1 protein-coding gene is annotated in these 3218 nt (G+C 43.0%); it reads right to left on the bottom strand.

Features of this window, described 5'->3' with window-relative positions:
- On the bottom strand, positions 1 to 3068 hold a 3068-nt coding region (locus G440_RS20125), incomplete at its 3' end, for a fibronectin type III domain-containing protein (RefSeq protein WP_034259747.1).
- Positions 3069 to 3218: the final 150 nt, after the last annotated feature.

Genomic DNA, 3218 nt, shown 5'->3' with positions numbered 1-3218 from the left:
ATAATTTGCTCATCTGCATCAAAACATCCGTCTTGGTTAAAGTCAAGCCATACTGAATAGTAGTACTGATTGCTGTTTCCAGTAGGACCACTACTTACGGTATAAGCACCTACCAATCCAGGATAAACAGTCACTGTAGGATTGGTAACAACCTGATATCCATTTGGTGACATATCGTTGGAAGTGTAAGTAAAATCGTAATCTGGGTTACCTATATCGATTCCAATTCCTACAATTTCAATATTTGAAATATACACATCAGAAGTGGCAGCATCTTCATTGTAAGGATCTTGGCAAGGATCTGGCTCGCCTTCCTCCGTGGTAAACGGAGTACCTCCAAACCACTCGCTTGTAAAACCTGGCTCACAAACTGTACGTACATATACAAAATAGTCTGTAGCTGCATCTAAACCGGTTGCAGTATAAGAAGCATCAACAAAAACTTGGTCCATCATTCCGTCTTCTGGACTCTGGCCTATAGTAGTGATTGATATATCCCATTGATCATCTGCTGCATCAGCTGGTGTCCAAGTGATATCTGCACTGTTTTCAGTGATGTTATCAATGGTTGTAGCCGTTGGCGTTTCACATTCCGATCCTGCTTCACATGAAACAGTAATCGTAAAGCTACCTTGACTTGAACTCCAGTCGTATGTTCTGATAACGAGTGTTCCATCTGTATCAGGCGTATAGGTAATAGTTTCTTCAACACCTGCTGAGAAACCATTATCGGCACAGTCAATTTCAACTAAGTTGTCACATTCACCACTGTAAATTGCAAGGACAGCATCATAATCAGCACCTTGCACAGTAACTGTATATTCTGTTCCTGCTATTACATCAAGCGTGTAAAATACATCAGCTGGTGTACCCGTAGCGCAAGAAGGATTTCCAAGATCACTCTCAGTAGCCCCTACAGTAGTTCCATCAACTGAATCGCCACAGGAAAGTGCAATTGCACCCGAGCAATCGTCGTTATCAAGAGGTGTTGCCAGTGTTGTAAAAGAAACTGGTCCAGCCCAATCGCTTACACCGTCTGCTCCACAATCAGAGCGAACATAAGCATCATACGCCGTATTGGCCATCAGATTATCCAAAGATGTTGGAGATGTTACTCCGGAATCAGTTGGTGTACTGTTTTCATCTGGAGCTGGATCGCCTGCTTCAACAAGATAAATATCACTTTGGTTTGCAGTGGTCGTCCAATTGAAATCTGCACTAGTTTCAGTGATGTTATCAACTGATAGATCGGTTGGTACAGGACAAGAAACCGGCGCTATACATTCGAGATCTATTACGAATTCGCCCGTTCCAGAATATTTGAAGATACGAACGTAGTATGTGCCCGCAGCAGGAGCTTCTAGCTCAACACTTTCGGGGTTACCACTATCAGAACACTCTATTTCGGTCAAATCATCGCAAGTTCCTGAATACAGGAAAAGTATTCCGTCAAATGAAGAGCCTCCACTAGCCTGATCCAAACTTACCGTATAACTACTTTCTCCATCAGCTTCGAAACTGTAGAAAAGATCCAATGCACTTGATGATGTATAATTGCCACATGTAGCTGACAATCCCGAAGCTGTTGCACCAAGTGTATTTCCTGAAATAGACTGACCACATACCAATGCAATAGCACCAGAGCAATCGTCGTTATCAGGAGATGTTACAAGCGTCGTAAAGGTTTCGGGGCCTGCCCAATCGCTTACACCTTCTGCTCCACAATCGGAGCGAACATAAGCATCATACGCCGTATTGGCCGTCAGATTATCCAACGTAATTGGAGATGTTACTCCGGTATCTGTTGGTGTGCTGTTTTCATCTGGAGCAGGTTCGCTTGATTCAACCAAGTAAACATCGCTTTGGCCAGAACTAGTTGTCCAGCTAAAATCTGCACTGTTTTCAGTGATGTTATCAACTGATAAACCAGTTGGCGCAGGACATGTTGGAGAATCTACTACGCTTACGGTGAAATCAACCGCAGAACCATAGCTTTCTGTAGAACAAGGTTCCGGATCTTTATCGCCATAAAAATCATAAATACCTCTAACACGCATAATATACTCCCCATTATCTGCATCTTGAGGTATAGTTATTTCCAAAACTTGATTGGCACCACCATGGATTGGTCCAGTTTTTTCACTTTCTTCGAAAATTCCACTCCCATCCCAATCTATCCATATATTAACAGTATTGTTCCCACCGACATATGTGGTATTGATGTCCAAGGATTGACCAGCATAAGCTTCAAGAACCATGGTCGTTGCATCCTCATATCCACCAGTAGGCTGACTTGATGCTGAATAACTTATATCAGAAACTGCTCCGTCTGAATTGATAGCGCTTAAGTAATCAGTAGTAGATGTATATTGAGGAACGCAATTCACATTATCAATGGTAAAACTTATCACATTGGAGTAGGCAGTTTCTCCAGAAGTTGAACAAGTTACTGCATAGCGCAGCTCGATTATATCTCCTTGTTCTCCAGAAAAGATGAGAGTCAGAGCATCGCCATCTCCTAATTCGGCATCTACCCAGTCACCATTTTCATCTTTGGCCTCCCAGCGTTGCGTAATTCCAGCGTCTTCAGTGTATCCATCAACCGTTACCTGAGCCGTTGTACCAGATGGTCCAGTATTTGGGTCGATGGCAGCAGTTCCTGCTTCTGGTGTGCCTTCACAGCTTTCCATAGCCTGGATATCAAGAGTATAATCCGTACTGTCCGGCGTAGGCCAGGTGGAAATTACAATAAAATAAGTTTCTCCTTGAGTTACAGGTAAACCCGGAATGGAACGGGCACCAGATATGCTTGAAGTATGAGAGCCTACTGTAAGTTCAAAAGGGCTACATCCTGTAAAGACATACATCCCAACCCATGAACCTACACCTGAAGCATTGACATTGATAAAGCCATCTGCTGCAGCCGTATAGGAATACACAACATCATCACCACCTAGGTAATTAGCACTTGACCCATTAGTGACAGCATTAGGCGCTAAAGGTGCCATATCTGAACTGGAATAATCATTTCCATAAGTGGACGTATTTCCACTGTCTGTAAAAGGCAAACTGGAGACCACTAGAGGGCCGTCACAAGTTGCACCTTGCGTTTGCGCTTCCGCCGGTACGGTAAAGGGACATCCTTTACAAAGTTAAAGGGACATAGTTTACACTTTTAAGATTCATAAATTGCTTGAAAAAGTATTTTATCATGGTCT

It is taken from the genome of Aequorivita capsosiphonis DSM 23843 (genome assembly GCF_000429125.1).
Lineage (GTDB): Bacteria > Bacteroidota > Bacteroidia > Flavobacteriales > Flavobacteriaceae > Aequorivita > Aequorivita capsosiphonis.
This window is presented reverse-complemented; position numbering and strand designations above follow the sequence as displayed.